Source organism: Bacteroidota bacterium, from assembly GCA_019637975.1.
Lineage (GTDB): Bacteria > Bacteroidota > Ignavibacteria > UBA10030 > UBA6906 > CAADGV01.
Genome location: JAHBUR010000021.1, coordinates 32,015 through 57,172 on the forward strand (window position 1 = coordinate 32,015; position 25,158 = coordinate 57,172).

The following is a 25,158-nucleotide window of genomic DNA, read 5'->3' on the forward strand; positions in this document are numbered from 1 at the left end:
CTTTTCAGAGTTAGTGCGTCCCTCGTCCGCTCAGCGCAACGATGATTGTCCTGAGGATGATCTTCAGATCAAGCGTGAGAGACATGTTTTCAAGATAATACAAATCGTACTTAATTTTTTGTTTTACATCGTCAAGCGATGCGTCGTAGCGATGCTTCACCTGTGCCCAGCCGGTAATGCCCGGGCGAACAAGGAGTCTGCGTGTGTAGAATGACACCTCCGCCTTCAATTGCTCCACAAAGAATGGCCTCTCGGGTCGAGGTCCAACCAGGCTCATTTCTCCCTTCAGCACATTAATGAATTGGGGAATTTCATCAAGGCGCAGTTTGCGGAGAACCCTGCCTACTCTCGTCACCCGCTTGTCGTCGCGTGCCGCCCACACGGGTCCGGTGTCCCGCTCCGCATCGTGGATCATCGAACGGAATTTGTAGAGATTGAATAACCTCCCCTGCTTTCCAACACGTTCCTGCGCGAAGAAAATCGGACCGCGCGAATCAAGCTTGATCGCTATTCCTATCAGAATCCAGAGCGGAAGGAACGGGATAAGAACGGAAATGGCGACGATGAAGTCAATCCACCTCTTCGCGATGCGCTGCCACGTATTCAGGTTCGTCGGATACAACCGGATGAGCGGGTGGCCGATCACCTCCTCGGTTTTGAAGCCGCTGAGAACTTGCATGCTTTCCGGCGCAAGTTTCACAACGGGAACCATGCCGTTGCAATGTGCAATAATATTGAGAATTTCCTCGCGTGAATCATATCCGGTGGCAATCAGCACTTCTTCGATGTTGTATTTCTTGACCAGTTCGGGGATTGCATCAGGGTCGCCGAGGATGGGATACTGTTTGAAATGTTCCTGCTTCGGCTCCTTGTCAACAACTCCTATCAGCTTGTATCGTAATCCGGGTCTGTCGGTAATCTCTTCAACAAGCTCGGCGGCAACGGGAGTTGTGCCGACGAGAAGTGTGCTGCGCTTTCTGAATCCAAGAATTTCGTGCTTTCTCTCAAAACCGACGATGAACATCCGGACGAGCACAACGACGAATGCGATTGCAGCGCCGTACATCAAGGTTGTGATACGCCCTTCGACCGTCACGCTGCTGAAGTCAAGCGTGACGATGAAAAGAAACAGTGTGCCGATCGCAACAGTCTTGAAAATCAGCAAGCCGTAATCAACCCGCGACACATCCCATGGAATCTCATACAATCCTGCCAGCACAAACAAGACGAGCCAAAACAGAGCAAACAGAAGCATCACCGGATTGATGAGGTAGGCCTCCAGCGGTACATAGACCGTCACAGGCACGAATCCCGAATGAAATCTGAACCAGTACGAAAACACAAATGCGGCAAAGATTGCCGCAATGTCCCCGCAAACGAGAACCGCTTTGTCAATCAATCGGGCAACGCTCAGAGGCTGAATCGGCGGCTTCGTTTCATTCAGGCGGCGGCGCATTTCTTCAACGTAGCCCAACCTCCGGACACCGAAAAAGATCGATCCGAACACAACAACAAGGAGAATTGTCGAGTAGAAACTCTCCATCTGCACAAGCAGAAAGGCAACTATGCCGTTGAAGATCGAAAGCGCGTAGATGGTGACAACAGTCTGCCGGTGCGTGAGGCCAAGATCCATCAACCGGTGATGGATATGTTCTTTGTCCGGCTTGAGCGGATGCATGCCCTTGCGGAGGCGCCGGAAGAAGGCGACAGACGTGTCGACAATAGGAACGGCGAGCGTGACGACCACTATCAGGAGTGAAAGGGGCGTCATTCCCGGCGAGGGATGCTGAAGAATCCGAAGCGAGATACACGCAAGCACGAAACCCAGGAACAAACTGCCGGTATCACCCATGAAAATCGATGCCGGATGAAAGTTGTAGCGAAGAAATCCCAGGCATGAAAAGAACAGGCTTGCTGTTACAACCATCGTGAACGCATCCTGCTCATAGGCACCAATGGCAAAGAATGTCGCCGCAACAATTGCGGAAACACCGCAGGCAAGGCCATCCAAGCCGTCGAGCAGATTTACCGCATTCGTAACACCGATGAGCCAGAGGAATGTAATCGGAATGCCCCACATGCCCAACTGAACAGGGCCGATGAACGGAAGCGAAAGGTACTCAAGCTGAAGCCCGCTGTACACCACAAGGCCGCTTGCGGCCGTCTGCACGATTAGTTTGCCGAGCGATCCGATGCCGTAGATGTCATCGAACACGCCGAGCACAACGATAAACAGCGTGGCAATTGCAAGAACGGGCAAAGAGATTGAAGGAACTACAAACGTCTCCGGATTCAGCAGCGACGCGGAAGTGAGCGCGGCAGCGAAGCCGGCAATGATAGCGACACCCCCAAGGCGAGGAATGAACCCCGCGTGGATTTTGCGTTCGCCGGGGTGGTCGCCAATGGAAAACCGCAACGCCAACTGTCGCACCCGCGGAGTTGTCAAGAGGACAATGAAGGCAGCAAGACTTGATATTAGGAATACCGCAAACATATTCTAAGCTCTATCATCCCCCCATTTCGATGTTAGCTCACGAACAAGTCGGTCATACTGCTTCCCAACAACCTCCTTTGAGTATTCGGCACGAACAAACTCAAGACCACGCATTCCTTTCTCTTGCAATGAGTCCCGATTTTCATATGCTTCCCGGACAGCTTCAGTGAACGATCGGGCGTCGTCCGGCACGGCAACGAATCCGCAATCCACTTTCTTCATCAGCCATTCAAGCTCCGAATTCGGGTCTGCTTGAACAATCACGGCCTTTCCGCAAGCAAGGATAGTATATATTTTCGAGGGGAATGTGTCAATTGTCGTGTTTGATTTCATCGGAATCATACAAACATCGCAACTCGCATTTGCCATCGCCATCATCTGTCGTGGCTGATAGCCAAGAAATCTGATATTCTTCAATTGACGCGCCTCGACTTCCGCCCTCAACCACTTCGAGACCGCCCCATCTCCCACGAGAACAAACTCAACCGGAAATTCGGCCAATTCACGGGCTGCATGAAGCAGAGCCTCCCAATCCTGGCTTAACCCAATGTTACCGCCGTAGAGGACGACGAACTTGTCGAGAAGTTTATGTTCTCTCGCAAACGAATTGTCACGAGGCAGCGGGTGATAAAGTTCCGTGTCAACAAAATTCGGAATGACATGCAGTTTTTCCTTCGGGACGTTCCGGCGGGCCACAATGTCATTGAACCATTGGGAAATTGAAACAATCCTTGAGCTTTTTGCATACACAACAGACTCAATCCATCGGAGGAATTTGACGAGAAATGGATTGCGTATGAGTCCCTGATTAATTGCAAAGTCGGGATAGATTTCCTGAATGTTGTACACGTACGGGGCCTTCATCTTCCAACCAAGCAGCCAACCAACGAGCCCCATCGTAAGCGGTGGCGACGGAGTAAAAACAATGTCGTGCTTCCCCAGCCGGAAGAACCCGATAACCAGCGACATCTTGTGGAAATAGATGTAGTCAAGCACGCGGGAATAGACGCGTTGCCCCTTCATTGGAATTCTCACATGCCAAATATCTATTCCGTCAAGATTGCTGCGTCCCAACAATCCAAGCCATGTTTGCTTCATGTTTTGGCGCTTGACCGCCTCTTGATCAATATTGTAATGCGGTGAAGTCGTTAACACAGTAACCTCATGACCGATGCTCTTCAATTGCTTTGCGAGGTCGGTCATCAGATATGACGTTGATACTGAATCCGGAGAAAAGACGAGTGAATGAAAAAGTATTCTTGCCATTAATGTCGAGAGTGTCCCTTGGTCAAATATACATGAGAGGTTCAGTTGAGCCCGCTGAGTCGTTTCTCCTCTGCACGGATCATTTCTGTAGTGATGTCGCGCAGATTTCTTGTTATTCCCCATTCAGGGAAATGAGATTTCAGTTTGCGCAAATCTGACATGTAGCAAATATGATCCCCGATCCTGTTGCGTTCCTGGTATGTCCATTTGACTTTGTAACCCGCGATTCCTTCAATCATGTCAATACACTCAAGGACGGAGGCAGCGTTCTCACGTCCGCCGCCAAGATTGTACACTTCTCCCGGCTTCGGATTTCTTGCAAAAGCCTCGAATGCCATGATGACATCGTGGCTGTGGATTTGATCTCTGACCTGCTTGCCCTTGTAGCCGAAAATGGTGTACGGCTTTCCCGCTACTGCAACATGAACGAGATACGAGAGAAATCCGTGCAACTCAACACCGGAATGAGAGGGCCCTGTCAAGCATCCGCCTCTAAAGATGCCGACCTTCATGCCGAAATATCTGCCATATTCCTGAGCGACGACATCACCCGCAGTTTTTGATGCGCCAAAAAGCGAATGCAAACACCGATCAATCCGGCAATTCTCATCGATGCCGTGATAATCTTCGGGGCGGGCATAATCATATCGCTTCTCATTCTCGACGAGCGGCAATTCATTTGGCGCATCGCCGTACACTTTGTTCGTGCTGACGTGGATGAACACGGCGTCCGGGCAGAATTGCCGTGCTGCTTCAAGAAGATTCACTGTGCCAACCGCATTCACATCAAAATCATCAAATGGGATAGCGGCCGCCCTGTCATGCGAAGGCTGGGCAGCGCAATGCACAACCTGATCGAAAGGGTTCTCTTTGAAGAAGTTCAAAATGCTCTGACGATCGCGGATATCAATATCGTGATGGGTGAAGTTCTTCGTGACAGATTTCAACCGGTTCAGGTTCCACGTTGTGTCGCCCTGCGGGCCGAAGAACTCCATCCGCATGTTGTTGTCAATACCGTGTACCGCATGACCTTGTGCATCATAATATTCAACTGCTTCCGAGCCGATTAAGCCGCTGCTGCCGGTTACTAAGATGTTCATGATTTTAGCCTTCATTTTTGTCTTTTTTAAAGAGCTGTACGTTTACTTGACTAGTATGTTGTGAAGAGAGTTTTGTCATAGCAGTTGGTGGATGATTCGAAGCTTTCAGTCCATCAATGAAACCCCTGGCCAGCGCTTTCCACTGCTTGAAGGTTCCCCTGCAATCATGCAGTACATTGAGTGAAATTATTGCTGCCTTCGCGACTGAATTCATAAAAGTGAAAAGAACGACGTATATCCTGTACCACAAAGGTTCATGTTGAAATACCCATATCCTGTTTCTTGTATGGTAGTATAGATAGAGTTCCGTGTACGAACGCCATCCTTTTCCGCCTCCGCTTTTGTGATAGGCCACAGCACGCGCAGTATACGCAAGACTATACCGCACCTTAACTCGACGGGAAAACTCAATATCCTCGAAGTACATGAAGAATCGGTCGTCTAGCAAACCAACCGAGAGGAACACGTCACTGCGCACCAGAAGAAGGACGCCACAGATATAATCAACCTCGCACTCGAGCGTCGAGGATCTGCACACATCTTCGTTCAAGTTTTTGTTTAAGCCGGTACACAGAATGCGGCTGAATTGGCCTGCGGCCGAAAACACTTCATCAGGCTCTGAAGTATAGAATACTTTTGCATTCACTACTCCGATTTGTTGATCGCGGTTCATCAATACCAACATCGGCTCAAGGAAGCCGTGTTCCACAACAACATCGTTATTGAGTATCAGGACATAGTCGGCCCGTTTTCCCAGCGCATAACGAATACCGGTGTTGTTCCCGCCCGCATACCCAGTGTTATGCTTCTCCCGAATCAATGTGATATCTGGAAAGGCTGATGCAAGGATGTCGGAACTTCCGTCAGGAGAAGCATTATCTACTAGTACAATTGTCAGATTCGCATATCCGCAACCTTGCAGAGACTTCACGCACTGAATTGTATCCTCAGCTCCGCAATAGTTCAAGACGATGGCATACACGCTTGGATGATCCACGGTCGCATTCATTTTTTACATAGCACTAACAGAACATGACAAAACATGCTGCAAACACTGCTGCATTGCCGACATTCTACGCTTTCGCTGGAAGCAAGAAACCTCTGATTTCACCGATCGTCACACAACGTAGAACCAGCAGTGATGCGAAGTAAATCAGAATGCCACTAATCAACATCAAAAACAGATTCAAGTTCAGGCACATGATAGCTACCCCCATAATCACTCCGGCTAGCAACGGTCTCACGCTAACTTGTAGTGCATATGACCACCTTATGAACTTGCATGACAGAGCAAAATAGGTAAGCAAAACGAGCTCAGACAATAACCCCACGATCGATGGAGCAATAATTCCGAGTATTGGAATCAGGGCGATATTCCCAACAATTGTTATCCCACCAGCCACAATAAACCCTGTGAAATAGCGACGCCGTTTCTGCGATGCAATGAGCGCATTTTCAAAGATCACCCTATACAATACAATTGCCACGACCCAGATGGAGATCTGGAAAACTATAATGCTTTCACTAAAGTCAGATGAATAAAGATAGTTCATTATCGGAGCTCCTAGCACTGCGCCTCCAATTGCGACAGGTAAAGCCAACAAGACAAATACGCGGAAGAGGTTTTTCAGCACACCGCTAAATTCTGATGTTGACCTCTTGTATGCCGTGGCAAGAGCAGGCAGAATTGCATTGGAAGCCGCAACTACGGCAAACGCCCATAAAAACAATATGACTTTGTGAGCAGCCGAGAAGATCCCGACTTCTTCGTCGGAGACAAAGAAAGCCAGTGCGAGCATTCCAAAGTTGTAGTTAATCTGCGTGATGATAGACCCCGCCCCTAATGGAGCAGCAAGAACAAATGTACGCTTGATGCTCTGCCAATCAGTTTTTGCAAAGGACGGCTTGAACTTCACGCAATAGATGACGAGAAGAGTCCCTGCTGCAACCACAATTGCCGCAGAGTAAGATACAACTGAATAGATCAAGTGTTCGGGTTCACGAACAAATGCAAAGACCAACCCCGCAAAAACGACGCCTTTGAGAACTCTCCCGACGCCAACATACTCCATCCGTTCAACACCCTGAAATACCCACTCAAGCAAGACGGCAGATGGGAGCAACGATATTCCAAAGACAACGATCAAGGTTTTTACGTCAACTGGCTTTGGAAGCACAAGCGTTAGGATCAAAAGCACAAGAAACCAGCCGACAGCCAGAATAATCCTCAACAACGTTATGGTGGCAACATGCTCAGCAACTCGCCCTCTTTCTTGCGCAACCGCTCGCGTACCATGCGTTTGTAAACCAAATTCCGAAAGATGGAGAAAGTACAGAAGAATGACTTGGGCAAATGAGAATTTCCCGAAGCCCTCAGGACCGCTCACGCGAGCGATGTGAATAAATCCCCACAGCGTAAATACTTGGCCGACAACGCTTGACAGAAATAGCGAGAAGAAATTTCTGGCTATCTTCCTCTGAACCAACGTCAACTCCCCACACTTGTGGTAGATGGTGTTCCCATCGATGGCACCATGGTTAACCGCAGGATCCAATACATTGCGAGCAGGTTATACTGAAACCATAGAAAGGAGATCGGAAAAACGAAAAACGAAATGAGCATTACGAACACCATGACACTGTACGCGGTAACGCTCTTGATGGACGGTGCGATCCGCATTTTGTAGTACAGTGTTCCACTAACAAAACCCAATATCAAAGGAACGACAGCGAGGCCGATAACTCCAAAGTCTCGGTAGAATGGCCAAAATGCTGTATATGTATTATAATAGCTAGTGATGTATGGTGTTCTATCAATATTGAAATACTGAGCAGACCATCCTTCCAAGCCCGTTATCGAGACGATGAAATCAAAAGTGAAATAGCCAAACGTGTGATGATCGAGGAGATGCACCGATCGTGCGAAGTTCTCCATATTGGTTACAATATACATGTACGGCTCTGTAATGAACGCAAAATCGATGGGGATTGTCATCTTCGAGACCCAATATGTGTAGCTTGCAACAAGACTACCGAGCCTGAGCGACATAATCCAGTAGAAGAATCCGGTGACGGCCATAAGTAACGGCACAACGGTGCGAACTCTAATATGGTGAGTGGCATAATATAGAAACGTCAGGCACATAACTGCTGCCATGATAACCTGAAATCGCTGAAGCAGAAGGAAATACGATCCCATGGTAAGCACAGAAAGCACAATCAAGACTGCTTTTCTGCGCTTTTGGTCTGGTACAAGGAGAGTATAAAGCAGCGTGAAGAATACGATGAAACCGGCAGAATAGAGCAGCACTGTAAAACCGATTACGTTGAACTCAACCCGAGAGGTCTTTGTCCCTACAACAAAAATGGGAAGCCAACCCTTTGCAAGGAATATCACCAAGTACGAAATTGCATACGCGGCAACAGCAATACAGATCAACAAGAACAATAAGCGCTCCCGAACTTTCTCCCTCCGCAGGGATTGGCGCATCTCGGAAATCGGCACGAGGCGCTTGTCGAGATTCAAAACAAAAGCACCAAAAATTCCTATAAGGAATGCACCAACCCCCGTAAGCAGCAAAACCCAGCCTTCGATTCTCCATTCGTGCTGTAATGCGCTAAACTTGAGTTCAGTAAGGCCAATTGAAAGGCACCAAATGAAACCAAACAATCTCCCGGGAGACAGGATGTCGCTCCCGCGCTTAAGAAACGAAACGAGGATACCAGCACAGACTGCAAAACATACTACCGATACCCAACTCATGACATGTAATTCATGCTCTGTTCCGCCAAAACCGTAAGCCAAACCAGTCATGCACTAATAGCCGGATCGTGCCATTATAAGATGTACCGTAATGATTCCGTAAGCGGTTGTTCAACTCCATCAGAAACACCACCAAAACGGAAACCAATGCTGACGATACCAGCGCTATCAACCCCCACAAACTCGCCTTCGGCTTCGATTTCCTTTCCGCCGGTCCCGCTGTATCCAACACAATCACCGATGGGGTTTGGCGCCGTTCCTCTACTTTCGCCTGCTCGTACAGTGGCGTGATGAACTGGAGAATCTTGTACTGAATCTCCACATCACGATACCGGCGCAGGTACTCCATTCCCAAATCGGGGACTTTGCTGAACGGGACAAATACTTTCATGTCCGGTCCAACGCCAACTCCCGACGAACTCATCTGTGCCAGTTTGTTCCTTAGTTCATCAATTTCAATCTGTCCCGCTACAACAACCGGGTTGTCCTTCGATTGCGTGCGGCGAAGAACGCCCACCTGAACTTCCTTCAACGCAAGTTGTGCCGTGATCTCCGCTGCTGCTTTGATGGATGCCTCTGTCTGTTCCGGCATGGCGATGATGCCGTACCGCTTCTGAAACATGCGAAGCGAATCCTCCGCAGCGGCAAGGTCCACAAGATTCTTGTTGTAGCGCTCTTCGATAAACTTCCTGTTCCCCCTGGCATTCTCGGATTGGAGAACTGTATTCGTCCGGTTCAACAACTCCACGAAGTAATTCGCCATGTCGGCTGCCCGCTGGGGATCCTTGTCATATACAGTGATCGTGATGTTCCCTTCCGGCTCAACGGAAAACTCGGTGTTACCGAGAAGTTCCTTCGTGGTTTTCTCCATCCTATAATTCGTGATGTCGTACACACTGTCGAGTTTGAATTTTTCTATCACAGCGCTCAGAACTGTCCCGCTCTTCAAAATGGCCATGTAGCGATCGGCTTCGGGGTTCGACCCGAGAAGAGCTCGGGCAGGAGAAAGATTCTTCGCCAACGAGGAAATCCCCTCCAATCCGAACAAATCCGCCTTTTCTGCAGGAAACACGGAGGAGGTGGACTTGTACCACTTCGGCATAAGCAACGTCACTACCGTCGTTATGACGGTCACAGACAGGACAAACCGCGAGATGAACTTCCGGTACTTCGTGACTATCGTAAGAAACTCGATAATCGTGGATGCAGGTGTCTCGTGTTGTGATGGGTTCTCTGCCATGTCGCTCAGTTTCTTGAAAGATTATGAATCAACAGCGCCACGGTTGCGGCCGTTCCGACAATCCCCGCAACCTGCGCCCACACATTCAAGTGGTAGGCGAACGGGTACGTACGCTCTTTGGGCACCCAGATGTAGTCGCCATCTTCGATGGTGGTCTCATCGGGGTCAAGCCACACACGCGTGCTGCCTTTGATGATTTTCACGTCACCTTCCCGCGCATCCTTCGCGTAACCATCGGCTTTCCGGATATAGTAACGGTAGTCTGCTCCTTCGATGTATTCAGCATGACCGGGTGAAAGGACTTGCCCGAACACATAAACGGTTTTGGTTCTTTTGGGAACGAAAATCCTATCGTGGTTTCTCAGTGTAACATCCTGCGTCGAATCGCCTGACACAAACAACTTGTGGAAATCCACCGACACCAGTTCACCCTTGAGACGAAGCGCAGTCTCTGTAAAATAGTACGATGTATCCTGGACGCCGAGATTGCTGCGCGAACTGAGAAGCTGCTCCATCGCGATCTCCTCTGCCGAGCTTTGCGGAGAAATGCGGGACCGCGTCAACGTCGCCCCTTTGATATTAGCCTCCGACGAAAAACCACCGGCCGCCCGTATCACCTCCGAGAGTTTTGTCGAGTTCTCCGTCAGCGGGTACTGACCCGGATAGGCAATTTCGCCCTGTATGTCGACGATATAGGCTTTTCGCGGGTCGGGAATATTCTTGATCACAAGCCTGTCGCCGGGTCTGAGCGCTATATTCGCCTCCCGGCCTGATACAATGGCTGCGGGATTTACGAAGACTTTTTCCATCGCAATTGCATCGGGGGAGAGACGGGTCAGAATACCGTTCGTCGAGTCGGCCTCGCGACGGAATCCGAATCCCATCGAAATGAGATCGGAAAGACTGTCGCCGGATACAAATTCGAAATTACCCGGCTGACGAACTCCACCCGTAACACCTATCGCAATATCTCTGCGTGCAGGCACGAACACCTGATCTCCTTCCCGCAGATAGGGATTGTGTATATTATCGCCCGTTGCCCTGTACTTGATAAGATCGGCGCGCAACCGTCTTCCATTCTTTCGCTGAATGATGATGTTGCGCACAGAAGAACTTCTCCGGATATACATGGCCTCGCGAAACACGCCGGCATCGGTAACCGTTCGGGGCGGGTCGTTGGCGATATCGATGAGATTGTCGACCCGTTGCAGTGAACTGATTTCGTGCTTCCCTTCGAAGAACACATCGCCGGTCACCTGCACAACAATTCTGCGCGCCGAAACAAGCGACAATGTTACTTCTGCCGACGGGTATTTACGTACGACCAGTGCAGACACGCTCTTCTTTACGGTTTCAAGCGTTTGTTCCTTCACATCAACAACGCCGACGTTCGGAATCAGGAGGGTTCCTTCGGGTGTGACTGTCAATTGATGAGCAACGGGCATGCTCGACCAGATATTGAGTGCCAGCAGGTCGCCGGGTCCGACAAAGTACTCGGCAGGATCCACCGGCGCATCCATCGGGACTTGTTTGCCGCCGGCATCTTTTGCATCTGATGCAATTTCAGGGCGCATCTTCAACAAATCCGGCAGAGAAATGCCCGACGAGACCTGGCCGTGGACCGGACAGCTCAACACAAGCATCACTGCAATCACAAAAAACTTTGTACACGCACCGTTCATGATTTTGCCACCTCATCGTACTGCTTCTGATAGTATTCCTGATATTCTCCTGTCATGACCCTGCTCCACCAATTTCGATTGTTCAAATACCACTGAACGGTCTCCTCTATCCCCCGTTCAAATGTGTACGACGGAGTCCATCCGATTTCGTTCTTGATTTTTGCGGCATCGATCGCATAACGCCGGTCGTGGCCGGGACGATCTTTCACGAACCGAATGAGCGACTCCGGCTTTCCGACCTTCTGCAATATCAACTTCACAATGTCAATGTTCTTCCATTCATTGTTGCCGCCGATGTTGTACACTTCGCCGGGCTTTCCCGACTGCAATACCGCCTCGATTGCACCACAATGATCAACCACGTGAAGCCAATCTCTCACATTCAAACCGTCTCCATACACAGGCAGAGGTTTGTCATTCAAGGCATTGATGATCATGAGGGGAATGAGTTTTTCGGGGAACTGGTACGGCCCGTAGTTGTTCGAGCATCGGGTGACAATCACGGGAACCCCGTGCGTGTGATGATATGCAAGCGCCAGCAAATCCGAACCCGCCTTGCTTGCCGAATACGGACTGTTGGGGTGGAGCGGTGTTTCTTCGGTGAATTTCCCCGTTGAACCGAGCGAACCGTACACTTCGTCCGTGGAAACATGAAGGAACCGCCGAATGCCGCACTCCTTTGCAACATCGAGCACGACATGTGTTCCTGCAACATTGGTCTGCACAAAGACGGATGAACCCAGAATACTCCGGTCGACATGCGACTCGGCGGCAAAGTGAACAACAGAGTCAAAGCCGAATTTCTTGAACACTGATTCAACTTCGCTTCGTTCGCATATGTCGCCCTTGACAAAATGATAGCGCGTGTTGCTTTCAACATCCGCAAGGTTCTCGAGATTGCCGGCGTACGTCAGTTTATCAAAGTTGATGACGTCAACGTCAGGATTACGGGCAAGAAAATAGCGGATGAAATTACTGCCGATGAATCCGGCACCGCCGGTAACTAGAACACGTTTCATTAATCGAGCTTGAACATTGAATTGGGATCGTCTTCATGCCGGACTTCATCGACAGGGCCTGTTTTTCCGGATCCGGCAAACAACCGATTCGGAGAGTTTACGACCATGCCTTGCTTCCCGCCGACATTCTTGTAGGCATGAACAATGCCCGCCGGAATGATAACGGACTTTGGCGCGTCTTCGCCGGCATACACAATCTGCCTGACCATGTACGTTGGCGAGGATTTCCTGTTGTCCCACAAATATACTTTGAAGTTAGATGGCCCGAGGAACGCAAAATGATCGGCCTGATCAACATGCTCGTGCGGGCCGCGGGCAACCCCGGCATTCGTCATGGAAATGTACCCCATGACGGGAAAGAACAGTTCCTCAAGTTCATCCTGTCGGAATGTTTCAACAAGCCATCCCCGTTCATCAACGAACTTGACGAGATTCGTAACACGAACACCTTCGATTTTTCCGGTTTTGAACATACATCTCTGACGATTAAATGAAGAATCAGTCACGCTTGCGCGAGCACGGACGCTGAACAAGAAGCACTCGGCATTCTCAAGAAATGCAGGAGGGACAACAACACAACTAAGACTTCTCTGGTAGCAAATGCGGTGAGTTGACTTCCTTTCGAGGCAAAAAACACGACAAATTGTGAACAAAAGGTAAGCATTCCGGCCCAAAAAGGCAACGAAACGTACTACTGCCGCCGGTCAGGAATTACAACAAAAGAGCCCTGAAACGGATACTCTTCAGCGGTTTTCGCCAACCCTGCCTTGACGGGCATATGAAAAATGGTGCCTGCGATAAGCTTCGTATCTTCCTTCTTGCGCAACACACGCTCGAAGTATTTCTTCTTCCATACAGGATGACCAAGTTCTGCCTTGAGCGCATCAGTTGACGACGATCTGAACTCCCTCAAGAACGCTTTCATATCGGCATGCTCGTCCTTCCCTCTCACAATCATGACCAGTTGATCGGGCAAGAGACAATAGGCATACACGTCGAAGTGGTTTTTCATGGCCGAATCGCTAAGGTAATTCAGTACGCCGACGACGATATGCTGTTGCGTGAAGACCTTCTTGGACGCGTACACCGGCAAGGTAATCAGGTACCGGTGCATTCCTTTATAGTCGAACCGGTAACGATCGGGAGGTTCGGGGTCGATCAAACTCACTACATCTTCTGACATCATCCAGCCATGATTTTCACAGAACACACCGGCGCGGGCGACTACACATCGATGCCGTTTTGCTTGAGGTTTGCCTGAATCTTCTGCAATGCTTCCTTTTCGGGTATCAGGAGACGTGCCCCTGCATTGTGAACGGATTGTTCAAGCGAGTCCTGACGTTCTTTCAAAAATCGCCACACGCTGTAGCCGAGACGATCCTGGTCGTGCGGCTCGACGGTGGGAATGGACGCTACCGACGCGTAGGCGATCCGCTCGAGTACGTCTTCCGGTGCAGGTTTTACGGTTGAAGGAGCTTTTGTTGTCATAATTGACGTTGCTGTTTGGGAGATTGTTTCTTGCACAATATACTCATTCCATATAAAAAAAACAGGGTGCCGTGATTGCCGAAACATGCAGGCAACCCGGCCCCCTGTTGATGTGGGTGGCGAAAAAGGAATCAGATCGTTCTGCGAACCCGGGCGGGAACACCGGCAACAATCGTATCGGGCGGAACATCTTTCGTGACAACGCTGCCTGCGCCAACTATGGCGTTCTCGCCTATTGTCACACCGCACAGGATCGTTGTGCTTGTACCGATTGAGGCACCCTTTTTCACAATCGTCGGAACCACATGCCAATCCGCCTCCGTCTGCATCGAGCCATCGGCGGTTGTTGCGCGAGGCATCTTGTCGTTGATGAACGAAACGTTGTGCCCGACAAACACATTATCCTCAATCGTCACCCCTTCGCAAATAAATGTGTGCGAGGAAATTTTACAGTTCTTCCCGATCTTGACACCTTTCTGGATTTCGACGAAAGCGCCTACCTTCGTATTGTCGTCGACTTCACAGCCGTACATATTGACGAAATTGAAGATGCGGACTCCTTTGCCAAGTTTTACGTCGGGGGCAATACTCTGAAATAGCGTGTTCATGCGGTTCAATTGGAGAATGTTGGTATTGAGATAAGAGAACGATTGTTCGATTTCGAAAGATAGGAGAGATCAACCCGACGCCCTCCCGCCTTGATGGAAATGTTCGCTGCTTCGAGCACTTTCACCACGTTCACGCCGGCCTGGCCATCGGAAATGGAGGGCTTGCCCGTATTGATACAATCAACGAATTCCGCAGCCATTCGTGCAAGCGCCTCGCCAGTATCAATGTTGGGTGAATACATATTTCCGGTGCGGTACTGCACGAGTTTTTTGTACACGGCGTCTTCTCCTTTCATATCAACACCCTTGTCGTACACTTTTATTTTCTCGCTCGCTTCCATGTCGTCGTACACTACCATGAGTTTTGTTCCGCCAAGCAGGATCTTGCGCACCTTTACCGGTGAAAGCCAATTGACATGGAATTGCGCCATGAGCTTTTCAGCGAAATGGACTGTAACGTAGGCAACATCTTCATACTCGCTGAAATGATTGACGCCTACGCAGGAAACAGCAACCGGTTTGCCGTCTATGAGGTAGTCCATAATAGAGATGTCGTGCGGTGCAAGGTCCCAGATAACGTTGGTATCGTGCTGGAACAGCCCGAGGTTCACGCGCACCGAGTCGAAATAGAGAACGTCGCCGATATCCCCCTTGTTAATGAGTTCTTTCATCTTCTGGACGGCGCTCGTGTACACGAATGTATGGTCAACCATAAGTGTCAGCATCTTCGCATAAGCCAAGTCCAATAGCTCTTCCGCCTCCGTCGTTGTCGATGCCATTGGTTTTTCGAGAAGAAGATGCTTGCCTGCCTTCAGCACTCTCATACCGAGCGGGTAATGGGTGGAAACGGGCGTTGATACGACAACCCCCTCAATGTCATCGCGCCACACAACATCGTCGAACGACGATGTTGTTTCTACAGTCGGAAACTTCTTGCGTATGTTCTCCAAACGCCTCGGCAAGGTGTCACAAGCAACAACACCATCAATCCCGTCAATACTGAGGAAGTTTCTGACCAAATTCGGGCCCCAGTAACCCAAACCGACGACCGCTATTTTCATATTCTGTTCCTTTAGAAAACTATTTTGCCCCTGTTCCGAAAAGCATGACAGGAATCGTCTTCAGCATGACTCTCAGATCAAGAACTAATGATGCATTCTGGATATAGTGCAAGTCAAGAACAACCATATCGTCAAAGCTAACAACACTGCGCCCCACAACCTGCCACATTCCCGTCAGGCCCGGCAGAACACTCAACCGGCGTTTGTGCCATTCTTCAAACTGCTCCAACTCGTATGGCAGGCACGGCCGTGGGCCGACGATACTCATTTCCCCTTGAAGCACATTAATCAATTGGGGAAATTCATCAATGCTCAGCTTGCGGAGCCATTTGCCGACAACCGTTACCCGCTCCTCATTGACAATTTTCGCCGATGATTGGTGGCTCGGTTGCCCATTCCTCTTCGTTCTGATGAATGCAGCCATTTGCTTCTTCCGTTCTTCATCGTCACCCGAGTTCGCGGTCATCGAGCGAAACTTGTAGAGGTTGAAGAGCTTGCCGTTTTTGCCGACCCGTACCTGACGATAAAAAACCGGGCCCTTGGAATTGAGTTTGATCAGCAATGCAACAGCCGCGAACATTGGTGACAACAGAATCAATGTGAGTATGGAAACGAACATGTCGAAACCGCGTTTGTACAACTCCTTCCTCTCGGACATTCCGAACTGGAACACGCCAAGAACGGGAACGGTACCATAATGCTCAATTGCGCGCCGCAAGGGAACAATGTCATACAGGGGCGAGGAAATCTTCACAAAAACCTTCAGGGGCAGCGTCTTTTCCATTAGATCTATCAACTGTCCATGATCGATCTGCTCAAGGCATATCAGAATCTCCTCCGCTTCAAGTCGCTTTACACATTCCGCTAAATCGCCTGTACGGCCAACAACCCTTGCCGCATTGAAAACGGGAGTCCCTACTTCAACGTGATCATCGAGGAATCCAACAACACGAAGTCCGACATAGTCGTGCAGAAAGAGGTTTACAGCAACATTTCGTCCGTTTTCGCCTGCGCCAACTATCAAGACCTTCCGCTGAAGGATTTTGTTGCGTGAAAGAAACAAGTACGCCTGCCGGAAAGCGATAATACGGACGACAATGAACAGTGCGAGTGCTGTACACGCGAAGTACAAAATGAGCAATCGGCTGTCAGCAATGAACTCTGCTTTGGTGAAGAAGGAGATCACAGCAATGCTCCCCACCAACACAGCGAGGCCCTTTACGATCTGCGAGAGATGGCCTGCCATTGTTACAAACACATGAATCTGGTACAAACCGAGATAGTGAAAGATGAACACACACAGCGTGGCTATCGCCACGATGTAGGCTGCCTCGACCGCATAGAGGGCGTTCAGAATGTGCAGATGGTTATGGTCAATCAGCCAGCGTTGTTCCAAAACCAGTGCTATAATATATGCCGCGGCAATGGTTGATGTGTCAACAGTCGCGAGAATGTATTTGTACAAGGGATATTTCTTTGCGCTTGGCATAGGCTGTTCGCCTCCTTGTTATAGTGTCCGGTGCAGGAAAGTATGTTCGTCCGAAGAGCCGAAAGAATCGGACGGAGTTGACAGGTGGATGAATCGTCTGGGGGAATTCTGAGGGGGTTTGATCAGGAGACTGTGCCGGCCTGCACTTACGCACACTGTAACAAACTCAGGCTGTTGCATAATACTCCTTTTTCCTTGCCATTCCTGTGAGAACCCACACAGAGTTGTCCGTGCGTCTGCACGCACGGCAGTTCATCTCACAAACTATACTGAGAGGGGTTACGAGCGCGCGCGATGCTTCCCCGTAACCCCTGTGCAAACATCCTTTCCAACGTTTGTTAGTCAAAAAAATCTCCTATTGACGAGGCAACGTATGCAACTTGTTCATCGGTCAATTCTGCAAACATCGGCAGTGAAATCCCCCTTTCTGCCACTTGTTCCGTTACGGGAAAATCGCCGCGCGTGTAACCAAGGTTTTTGTAGGCATCCTGCAAATGGAGCGGAAGAGGATAGTGCAGACCGGTAAGAACCTCGCGTGAGGTGAGATGTGCCTGGAGCGCTTCCCTGTGCCGGGTCTGAACGACAAACAAATGATAGACGTGCTTTGCGCGGCTGCTTTCTTCCGGCAAAACCAAATCGCCCAACCCTTTGAGCAAGCGCGTGTAGTGCGCAGCATGTTTTCGGCGCGCCTCAGTCCACTCATTCAAGCGGGGCAGCTTCACTCCCAGCACCGCCCCTTGAATTCCGTCGAGCCGGTAATTGTGTCCCCACACCGCATGATGATATTTCTTCTCCGAACCATGGTCGCGCAGCATTCTGATTTTCTTTGCAAGCGCATCGTCGTTTGTGGTGACGCCGCCACCCTCGCCGTACGCACCAAGGTTTTTTCCGGGGTAGAATGAAAATGCGGCGGCGACACCGAACTGCCCGACGAACTTCCCGTCATATTGTGCGAGATGCGCCTGACATGCGTCTTCGACAACCGGTATTCCGTGCCGTTTGGCAATCTCCATAATGTCGGTCATAGCGGCAGGCTGGCCGTACAGATGGACGGGAATAATCGCCTTCGTCTTCGGTGTGATTGCCTTTTCAAGCAAAGCGGGATTCATGGTGTATGTTTTCGGATCGATGTCAATGAAGACCGGCTTCGCCCCGGTAAGCGAGATTGCCTCCGCCGTGGCAATGAAGGTATGAGAAACGGTGATCACTTCATCACCCGGCCCGACGTTCAGCGCCCAAAGTACAACGTGGAGAGCGTCCGTTCCGGTCCCGACTCCGATGCAGTGCTTCATGCCGTGTGCTGCCGCGAATTGCTTTTCGAAGTCCTCCACAGCCTTGCCGAGAATGAACTGCGAGGTTTCCATGATTCTTTCAACAGCGGGAAGCATTTCGTGTTTCAAAGACTGGTATTGTGCGTGTAAATCGACAAATGGTACTTTCATAGAATGCTCTGATTGATAGTGATATTTGATGTGTTGATCCTTCACGGATTGGTTGTGTACTCTACTCCCGTTTTGCCCAATGACGCCCATACAATGATGCCCCGATCGCATGCAGGGCCATCGATGACCGGCTGATTCGGATTCGTAAGAATGACGTTTGAGTGCGAACGATTCCGCCACCATTGTGCAACATCTTTCGGCAATGCAAACCACAAGTTCTCTTTTGATGTGATGAACCGGAGAAACTCCTCGTAGTACCGGAGATTTTCGTCCGAAAGCATATAATCGGGGTGGATGATGATGTTCACCAGTCCGCGATTGCTGATAATCCACTCAGCCTTGTCTTTCCATAAGGTGATGTCGGATTCCCGGAGAATTTCAATAAGCGTATGATCCTGAACAAGCGTGATAGGCAGTTCGACGATACTGTCAAGAAAGAACGGGAAAATGGAACAGCATCCCCCCGATTGCGGCTCGAACGGATCGGTATCGGGAAACGACGAGTCGTACTCGGCAGCAATTTCCGGTATCCAATCCGGATTGCGATGCGTGGCCGGCGAACGGAAACCGGCAGCGCTCCACTCTTTCAGGTACGCATTGATCTTCGGTAGACGTTCCTCAAAAATTGCGCGAGAGGAAAACTTCTTTCCGTCATGATATATTCCGTGCAAGCCAATCTCACATCCTTCCCCCCTCAGATCATTGAATATTCTCTTGTCAAACGGATAGCGTTCAGCAACGAAGTTCCATGACGAGACAACCCCGTATTGTCGCTCAAGTTCTCGTACACGCGGGATGTTGCGCACGCCGACATCCCACTCAACATCATGCGTGAGAATCACGGCTGCACGATACGTTCCCGGCCAGAAATTGATGATCGGAATCTTTTGTGCAGGGCTTCTTTCGATGTCGGCTCTCATTTCCTGCTCGGCTCTCTCAACAAGAATCGGTTCTATAGGCCAACGCGGAAATGCAACCTGCGCTTGCTTTTTTGCATACAGACGCCTTAACGCAAGTTGCAGCCGTCGCGGTATGAACGACCGTAGCGCATAGTAGAGCTTGAGCATTCCGCCTTTGTTGCGGGTCTGTTTGTAGCGCTCCTTCAAATAATACTCGGCGGCAAATCCGTTTCCCCCATGAGAGAAGTTTCGGGGACCGGGCTCGCTGTGAATCGGTTTGGTCATCATTCACGCAAAGTGCTTGTACAATAGTTCACCTGTTACCCTGCACACGAATGCAGGCGAGTTACGGATAACAGCTCCTGCAATTGCATCAATTCTCGATGGTCCGTTTCGCGGAGGCTTGTCGGCAAGAATTGTGTAGGCAAGATTTGTTTCTTCAGAAGACCAACCCGACTTGAATCTTCGCAATCCTTCGTTATTTTTGTCCGATCGTCCGAAATCGAATTTGGTGCAGCCTTCCGCACGGGCTCTCTTGATTGCGTTCCACATGAACGCGTAGTTGGGCTGGAGTGCCTTATGGCTCAAGTCGGATGCCCCGTATTTGTAGAACATGGTCCTGTTGAACATGAAGAATACCCCGCCGCCGATGGGCGTTGTTTCGTCAAATGCAATCAAAGCAAAACCTAATCCCCCGCCAATGATGTGGTCCCAGACGCCTTTGAAAAAGGCCTTAGGTTGGGCAGGTACGCCAAGGCGCTTGCGCGTCAGAACAAGGAGCCGATAGAACAATTCAAACTCCCCGAAGGTTGTACATTCCTTTACTGTTACTCCTGCCTTCTCGGCTTTGCGGATTGATCGTTGCGCCTGCTGGTTGAATGACTTGAACAGCATATCGTCATCCCTGTCCGCCAGTTCGAGTGAATGAACCACAAAGCCATCTTGCTGAAACACCGAGTCCGTATGCCCTGCTCCCCAACGGATTTCGATCTTGGGAATCTCTTTGCCTTGTTGTCGTTTCAAATATCCCAGCAATGTATCGATAGCTTCCGGATTTCCTCGCGGAAGCAGGGGCTGACAATGATCAGAAAACGGGAGAGAAACCCAACGCCTCCCCGTTATGACGCTGCGGACATCGGCAAACGGTATTCCCGCGGCAAGGGTTTGCCCGTCTTTCAAGCAGACTGCAAAAACCCGGTAACCGTAGTTGTCGCGCAGCATATTCATCCACGCGGGATGATGGAAGATTCCGGCATCAGGATGCGTGTTGATGAATGTCAGCCACTCATCTGATGTACAGGGATCGAGTATGGAGATATTGCCGCTCATTGTCCGATCAATTCACGAACGATGTTCAAATATCGCCGAGCCATGATGTCCCAGTTGTATACCGCGTTGAAGGCCCGTAATCCGTCAATGCGTGATGCAATGAGATTTCTGTTTTGGTAGATGGATCGGATGACGTGTGCAAGCGCATCCGCATCATCCGGCTCGTAGAAGAAAGCCGATGACTCGTCAAAATAGCGCTCCAAAATCTTGAGACGCGGGACGATCGTCGGGATTTCCATCGCGGCGTACTCAAGCATTTTTACAGGCAGCATATAATTCTTCTTGTCTTCGGTATCACGACGATTTCCAATGATCCCGACGTGAACTCGTTGAAGTATCGCCGGCAGCATCTCGACATCGACAAAGGGTTGCCATTCAATCATGCCGGAAACGCCCTTCCCGGCCGCCCGTTCTTGCATTTCCTGCAAATCGTCTCCCTCCCCAACGCAGAGAAACCGCACATTGGGGCAGTCGTCTTTTACTTTGCCAAGGGCATCAACAATCAGAAAAATGCCGAGCCGTTTCGCGATTGTTCCGTGATACCCGAGCCAGAGATGCGCCCCATTCGGGGATTGCAGACGCGGCGTGAAGAGCTTCCCGTTCCCGACATTGTAGATAAGGTCTATTTTCTCTTCGGGGATGCCGTGACCCGAAAGCACTTCCTTGTGCATTCTGTTTGTGGTAATCACCTTGTCGGAACAGGCGGCGGAAAGCAGTTCTTCACCGACAAGGATTTTCACGGGCAGACTATCAAGCGAATAATCAAACTTTGTTGCGTAGGCTTCCGGCATCGTGTCGTGAACGTCGAGGATGACTTTAGTGCCGGCAATCCTCAACGGCAGCGCCGCCAACGAGAGAATATCGGGCATGTTGTGAACATGAATAACGTCATACCGGCCGTGCAGCGAATGTGCCAACAACTTCCATCCTGCCAAGCAGAGAAAGAGCATTTGCCGTGCAAGATACCGGAGGGGACTTGAACCTTGATACTTGGTTGCAAGATTGTACACCGTCAGCCTGCCCGTTCCTTCCGTTCCGGCTTTTCTGCCGAGAGCGAATACATCAACCGTTGCTCCGTCGTCAAGCAGCGCATCGACGTAGTTCTTGATGCGCGCATCGGTGAAGTAATGAGCATATGCCACCATGGCTATGCGAAGCGGACGTTTCATACGAACACCTTCCGCCACGCTTCAACAGAAAGCAGCAGAAAGAGAATCCTGTGATGATCGTACTTCCCGCTGTTGTGTTCTTGCTGCAGTTGTCCCACATACTCCGGATTGAGCATTGTCCGCGTCACGGAGTCGGGACTTGAGGTCAGGTCCGTCAGCAACGTGTCAAGGTGTTGTCCCATCCATACTCCCATTGCTTCGTTAAACCCGACTTTTCGGCGGTGGACAATATGTTGCGGCAACCACCGTTCACACGCTTTCTTGTGAACGACCTTGTTCTTAAAATCACGAACTTTGAAATCGCCGGGGATTCGTTCGGCCACTCTCATCACTTCGAGATCCAGGAAGGGAACGCGCATTTCCACACCGGCAGCCATCGCCATCTTGTCGCCGCACAAGAGGAGATTATCGCTCAATGATGTACGGGCATCGATATACGCCATTTTCTCCAACGGCGATCCCAACGGTGCACGAGCAAGTTGTGAGCGGACGTAATCCGATAAAACGTACGGATTGCTTTGCACAACAAAATCGGGGTTGAAAAGTCGGGTCCGCATATCCCGTGTTGTGATGCTGTATGTACTCAGGAATTGATGAATCTCATCTGCCTGTGAGAGCCGATCTATCAACCGTCCCGGAGATTCATGCCGGAAGAATGGCCTGATCAGGCCACCAATCGCCCCTACGAATCCTGATGGAAGCCAACGCAAATAGGGTAGATACTGGGCAGCAAGGTGTCGACCATAGCCGGCAAAAGGTTCATCGGCACCCTGACCGCTGAGCAATACCTTCACTTTCTCGCGAGCAAGTTTGGCGACAAAGTAATACGCGGCGGCCGATTCATTGCCGATTGGCTCCTCAAGGTGCCACAGATACGAATTCATGAATGCCACATAATCCGTCTCGCTCACGCGGCGGCTTGCAAAGTCTGCATCGTATTCGCGGGCTGCTTCACCGGCAACACTAACTTCATCATCACGATCTGCCGATCCCTCAAAGCCGATAGTGAACGTGTGTACATGATGCTGATGCTGACTCATCAATGCCAACAGGGTGTTGGAATCAACGCCGCCGCTCAGGGAAAGGCCAATGGGCGTATCGCTGACCATTTGCCTGTGAACAGCTTCCGGGTATGCTTCAACAAGCTCCTCGACCCAGTCATCTTCCTTCTTGTGCCGGTCAATCACCGGAGCCTGATTCCAATAGCAGGACACATGCACTCCATCAGCATCAACCACCAAATAGGATGAAGGGGGGAGTTTCCTGATGCTCTTGAACAACGTCCACGGCGACGGGGTGTGTCGGAACGTAAGACAAAAATGGAGGGCGTCGTAATCCAACGCACGCGGGATGTTCTTGTCGCACAGAATGGCCTTCATCTCAGACGCAAAACTGAGCGTTTTGCCATTCTCGCAGTAATACAACGGCTTCACTCCGTAGTGGTCACGCGCCAGATAGAGCGAACGTTTTTTCTCATCCCAAATTGCAAAAGCAAAGATGCCGTTGAATTTTGTTGCGCAGGCGTTCCCCCATTCTTCGTACGCGTGAATGATAACCTCGGTATCACTCGCTGTTTTGAACCTGTGGCCGCGGGCCTTCAACTGCCCGCGCAACTCCCGGTAGTTGTAGATTTCACCGTTAAATGTGATCCACACTGTGCCGTCTTCGTTGCACATCGGCTGGTCGCCGGTGGCAAGGTCGATAATGGCGAGACGTCGATGCCCGAGGCCAAGCGTTTGATCGCTGGAAAAATAGAACCCTTCCCCGTCAGGACCCCGATGGCTCAGACTCATCGTCATCCTCTCAACCAAGCCGCGGTTCACGGGCTCACGGGATTTGAAGGAGAATATGCCGGCAATACCGCACATTAGCGTCTGACACTTTGTCTAATTGGAAATGCAGTTCGTGACAATTGTTTTTCACTCTTGCGCGACCGGGCAGCTGCGACAACGTTCTCATAGATTCGTTCAAGGTTCCGGGTCTTTGCCTGCACATCAAGTTCACGCGACGCACGACACGATGCTTCCCGGCCGAGCTTTCTCCGCATTTCCTCATCGTCGTACAATGCAAGAAGTGAACGGGTTATTCCCGCTACATCCTTTTCATTGAGCAGAATTCCGTGAACCCAGTCATGAATGACTTCGGGAATGCCCGCATGTTGTGTTGTCACAACAGGCAGTCCGGATGCCATTGCTTCGACAATAGTTCCGGGAATTCCCTCCTTGTCGCCGCAGGCCTGCTTCGTGCTGAAGTGCACAAATACATCAGCATTTCTGTAGTACTCCAACAATTTCGGATCGAGATGCGGAACATATCCTGCGAAATGCACACGATCCCGCACGCCTGATGCATGCACTATACGCGTACATTCATCCAGCATCGGGCCCCTGCCAACAAGCGTCAGGCGGGCATCAATATCCGGCCTTTGCTTTCTCAGTTCCGAAAATGAACGAATAAGGTAATGCTGCCCCTTCTTCGCCTCAAGACTTCCGACACAGAGGATGTTGAATGTTGGTTTGCGATTATATGTTCTTTGCTCAAAGAGGAATCGTGTTACATTGATGCCGTGGTAGTGTACGACGATCTTCTCCTCGGGGACTCCCTGTACAATTGCATCACGCTTCATATCTTCCGACATCGCGAGGAAGCAATCCATCGTATTGAATGTTCGCTTCAGATACTGACGACCGAGACCGCCGTACATCTTCGGAAAAGCCGAGATATCATACCCGTAAAGAGACACCACGGCAGGGATGCCTGCTCTCTTGTAGATTCGTGCAAAGAAGGCCGCATCCACACCGAAGTGGAAGTGAAAGAGAGCCGGTTTGAAACCGGCAATCCACTCCGTCGCCGCAACCACTTCGTGATGAGTAAGTTTGCGCAGCCCAGAGTAGGCTATTTCGCCGACCGCTTTTCGAATCCCTTTTTCGTTCTCATCGATCACATACATGGGAGAAATGTCGAATTCCCTGTTGTCGCTGCGGTGATGGCACAGAACCACCGGCCTGAACGTTTGAAGCGTAGCAATCTGATTGCCGACGAACGTCTCCGTCGGCGCAAGGTATCCACGGATGCCGTGAACAACAACCGGCTGTCCCGAGCCGTCCAT

The 25,158-nt window shown here is 50.4% G+C and carries 21 protein-coding genes; all 21 read right to left on the bottom strand.

Going from position 1 to position 25,158, the window contains the following annotated elements; all coding sequences use genetic code 11:
* Positions 1-10: 10 nt before the first annotated feature.
* Positions 11-2,494, bottom strand: a complete 2,484-nt coding sequence (locus KF749_12295) for an exopolysaccharide biosynthesis polyprenyl glycosylphosphotransferase (GenBank protein MBX2991928.1) — start codon at positions 2,492-2,494, stop codon at positions 11-13.
* Positions 2,495-2,497: 3 nt separating this feature from the next.
* Positions 2,498-3,760: a glycosyltransferase family 4 protein gene (locus KF749_12300; GenBank protein MBX2991929.1), complete on the bottom strand. Its 1,263-nt coding sequence runs from the start codon at positions 3,758-3,760 to the stop codon at positions 2,498-2,500.
* 41 nt (positions 3,761-3,801) lie between these two features.
* Positions 3,802-4,860 (bottom strand): NAD-dependent epimerase/dehydratase family protein, encoded by a 1,059-nt coding sequence (locus KF749_12305; GenBank protein ID MBX2991930.1) that lies wholly within the window; start codon positions 4,858-4,860, stop codon positions 3,802-3,804.
* 4 nt (positions 4,861-4,864) lie between these two features.
* Positions 4,865-5,857 carry a glycosyltransferase family 2 protein gene (locus KF749_12310; GenBank protein ID MBX2991931.1) on the bottom strand — a complete coding sequence of 331 codons (993 nt, stop codon included), beginning with the start codon at positions 5,855-5,857 and terminating at the stop codon, positions 4,865-4,867.
* A 76-nt stretch (positions 5,858-5,933) separates the two neighbouring features.
* Positions 5,934-7,346, bottom strand: coding sequence for a flippase (locus tag KF749_12315; GenBank protein ID MBX2991932.1), 1,413 nt, complete (start codon positions 7,344-7,346; stop codon positions 5,934-5,936).
* A 2-nt stretch (positions 7,347-7,348) separates the two neighbouring features.
* Positions 7,349-8,623, bottom strand: coding sequence for an oligosaccharide repeat unit polymerase (locus KF749_12320; protein MBX2991933.1), 1,275 nt, complete (start codon positions 8,621-8,623; stop codon positions 7,349-7,351).
* Between the two features lie 10 nt (positions 8,624-8,633).
* Positions 8,634-9,863 (bottom strand): hypothetical protein, encoded by a 1,230-nt coding sequence (locus KF749_12325; GenBank protein ID MBX2991934.1) that lies wholly within the window; start codon positions 9,861-9,863, stop codon positions 8,634-8,636.
* Between the two features lie 5 nt (positions 9,864-9,868).
* On the bottom strand, positions 9,869-11,545 hold the full coding sequence (locus KF749_12330) for an SLBB domain-containing protein (GenBank protein MBX2991935.1): 1,677 nt from the start codon (positions 11,543-11,545) through the stop codon (positions 9,869-9,871).
* Positions 11,542-12,564 carry a dTDP-glucose 4,6-dehydratase gene (gene rfbB / locus KF749_12335; GenBank protein ID MBX2991936.1) on the bottom strand — a complete coding sequence of 341 codons (1,023 nt, stop codon included), beginning with the start codon at positions 12,562-12,564 and terminating at the stop codon, positions 11,542-11,544. The genes KF749_12330 and rfbB overlap by 4 nt, the downstream gene beginning before the upstream one ends.
* A complete protein-coding gene (locus tag KF749_12340; GenBank protein ID MBX2991937.1) occupies positions 12,564-13,037 on the bottom strand; it encodes a dTDP-4-dehydrorhamnose 3,5-epimerase family protein in 474 nt (157 codons plus the stop codon). Before KF749_12340 ends, rfbB begins: the two co-directional genes overlap by 1 nt.
* Before the next feature lie 218 nt (positions 13,038-13,255).
* A complete protein-coding gene (locus tag KF749_12345) occupies positions 13,256-13,732 on the bottom strand; it encodes a hypothetical protein (GenBank protein ID MBX2991938.1) in 477 nt (158 codons plus the stop codon).
* Positions 13,733-13,788: 56 nt separating this feature from the next.
* A complete protein-coding gene (locus KF749_12350) occupies positions 13,789-14,052 on the bottom strand; it encodes a hypothetical protein (protein MBX2991939.1) in 264 nt (87 codons plus the stop codon).
* Positions 14,053-14,183: 131 nt separating this feature from the next.
* Entirely contained in the window at positions 14,184-14,660 is a 477-nt protein-coding gene (locus tag KF749_12355) for an N-acetyltransferase (GenBank protein MBX2991940.1), read from the bottom strand.
* A gap of 5 nt (positions 14,661-14,665) precedes the next feature.
* Positions 14,666-15,721: a Gfo/Idh/MocA family oxidoreductase gene (locus KF749_12360; GenBank protein ID MBX2991941.1), complete on the bottom strand. Its 1,056-nt coding sequence runs from the start codon at positions 15,719-15,721 to the stop codon at positions 14,666-14,668.
* A 19-nt stretch (positions 15,722-15,740) separates the two neighbouring features.
* The gene (locus tag KF749_12365; protein ID MBX2991942.1) at positions 15,741-17,210 is read right to left on the bottom strand and encodes a sugar transferase; all 1,470 of its coding nucleotides are present in this window, start codon (positions 17,208-17,210) and stop codon (positions 15,741-15,743) included.
* Positions 17,211-17,548: 338 nt separating this feature from the next.
* Positions 17,549-18,652: a DegT/DnrJ/EryC1/StrS family aminotransferase gene (locus KF749_12370; GenBank protein MBX2991943.1), complete on the bottom strand. Its 1,104-nt coding sequence runs from the start codon at positions 18,650-18,652 to the stop codon at positions 17,549-17,551.
* 41 nt (positions 18,653-18,693) lie between these two features.
* Positions 18,694-19,839, bottom strand: coding sequence for a hypothetical protein (locus KF749_12375; protein ID MBX2991944.1), 1,146 nt, complete (start codon positions 19,837-19,839; stop codon positions 18,694-18,696).
* Positions 19,840-20,880: a peptidoglycan bridge formation glycyltransferase FemA/FemB family protein gene (locus KF749_12380; GenBank protein ID MBX2991945.1), complete on the bottom strand. Its 1,041-nt coding sequence runs from the start codon at positions 20,878-20,880 to the stop codon at positions 19,840-19,842.
* Positions 20,877-22,049 carry a glycosyltransferase family 4 protein gene (locus tag KF749_12385; protein ID MBX2991946.1) on the bottom strand — a complete coding sequence of 391 codons (1,173 nt, stop codon included), beginning with the start codon at positions 22,047-22,049 and terminating at the stop codon, positions 20,877-20,879. The genes KF749_12380 and KF749_12385 overlap by 4 nt, the downstream gene beginning before the upstream one ends.
* Complete coding sequence (gene asnB, locus KF749_12390) at positions 22,046-23,917, bottom strand: asparagine synthase (glutamine-hydrolyzing) (protein ID MBX2991947.1); 1,872 nt, start codon at positions 23,915-23,917, stop codon at positions 22,046-22,048. Before asnB ends, KF749_12385 begins: the two co-directional genes overlap by 4 nt.
* Positions 23,917-25,158: a glycosyltransferase gene (locus KF749_12395; GenBank protein ID MBX2991948.1), complete on the bottom strand. Its 1,242-nt coding sequence runs from the start codon at positions 25,156-25,158 to the stop codon at positions 23,917-23,919. The genes asnB and KF749_12395 overlap by 1 nt, the downstream gene beginning before the upstream one ends.